General features: G+C 34.4%; 1 protein-coding gene. It reads right to left on the bottom strand.

Going from position 1 to position 1,554, the window contains the following annotated elements; translation table 11 throughout:
* Positions 1–109: 109 nt before the first annotated feature.
* Positions 110–1,327, bottom strand: a complete 1,218-nt coding sequence (locus PSI06_RS20870) for a TolC family protein (RefSeq protein ID WP_008468875.1) — start codon at positions 1,325–1,327, stop codon at positions 110–112.
* Positions 1,328–1,554 lie beyond the last annotated feature (227 nt).

Here is a 1,554-nt window from a genome sequence, read left to right as displayed (position 1 = left end):
GCTAATTACTACGGCTAAAAATTTTTTACTAATTACTGTATTCATTTTTGTAACCTATATTTTTAATAAATTTAAGATTTCGTTTTTCGCTACTGAAAAAACAAAGCGCTCAAATCTCAAATTTGGATAACTGACCCATACTTAAAATGAAGGATATTTCTGCAAGCTTGAATTGATTTTCCAAACGTATTCCTGCATGAAGCCCTTCCGCACGTTGATTTAATGCAAGTAAGTAGTCAGAAGTATTAATGTCACCAGCTTCCCAGCGCTTATTTAATAAGTTTTCGCTGCTATCTAATCTGCCTTTTGTCAGTTTTTGCCATTGCTCATAATATTTTTTACTGACAATAAGCGATTCATAATTAGCTTTTGCTTCAAATGACTGCTTTCGATAAACCGACCGAAAGTTAGCCTCTGCTGCAATTGCTTCTGAATAAGCGGCTTTAACAGTATCTGAATAGTTATTTCTGATATTTAAAGGCATTGAGAAAGTCACGCCAATCAAGTCTTCATCTCCACTTTTCCCTGCGTTAACTCCAATGGTTGGATTGGCTTTAGATTCCATAGTGGTTAGTTGAGCTTTAGATTGTTTTATCTTCCATTGCGCTCTAGCGAGTTTAACTTTTGGATGTTCCTCAACCCACTGAGAGTTAAATGAATAGTTTGTTGCTCCAAAAGTAAATGAAAACAAATTGGTAGTATTAGGCGTCCAATCAGGCAATAACTCCTGAACATTTACCTCTGCATTTTTCAAAGCAATTTGCGACTCAGATATTTCACTGAAAACTTGGGACAAGTTTAAATAAACCAGTTCAGCGTCAAGTGGCTCTAAAAGTCCTGCTTTTCGCTTATCTTCAATAATTCCAACGAGCGTTTGTAATTGATTTTCTCTTACTGAAAGTAACTGAGCCACCTTTTTTGCTGCTTGCCAATTAACTATTGCAGTTAAAGCGTTAGCCTTTTTAGAATCGAGTAGAGATAACAATTGTTGCTGGTTTGCATAAACACCAATTTCACCAATGCTTTTATTTGCTGATTGCTTATCCCAAAAATCAATCGTTTGACTGATACCAATAGAATAATTATCAAAATCACCCTCTTTTTCATAGCTTGCTTCAAGCTCTGGGTTATATACGGCTTTAGTTAAGCTCTTGGCTCTATGATTACTTGCATTAAGTAACTCTTTAGCCGCAACAACTTCGGGATCTTTATTTATTTGACTATCTAGCCATGAAATACTTTTCTGTTTGGCATAAGTGGCAACTGAAAAACTCACAGCCATACATAAAGACAGGACTAAACCTGCATTTTTTAAATATATATACATAAAAATTCTTAATTTTAAAATTAATAAACACGAAACCTTTATCCATTATTAAAGGATAAATAGGTCATTAAAAATTAATCTAATTAAGAAATAGGCGGACGAAGTATCGCTTCAAGAAAGGTACTTGTTTGATCAATTTGATAAGGCGTTTTATTGATAATGTTTAGTTTGCCCGTGGTATTTGAATTACTGACTAAAATCCAAGATAAGTGGCTGCCACTGCAATG

The sequence above is a fragment of the Pseudoalteromonas sp. GABNS16E genome, from assembly GCF_028598715.1.
Classification (GTDB): domain Bacteria; phylum Pseudomonadota; class Gammaproteobacteria; order Enterobacterales; family Alteromonadaceae; genus Pseudoalteromonas; species Pseudoalteromonas atlantica.
The sequence above is the reverse complement of the archived record's forward strand: the minus strand, read 5'-3'. Positions and strand labels throughout refer to the sequence as shown.

Coding starts and splice junctions, on each gene's coding strand:
- PSI06_RS20870 (WP_008468875.1), bottom strand. CDS start 1,327: ATGTATATATATTTAAAAAATGCAGGTTTAGTCCTGTCTTTATGTATG.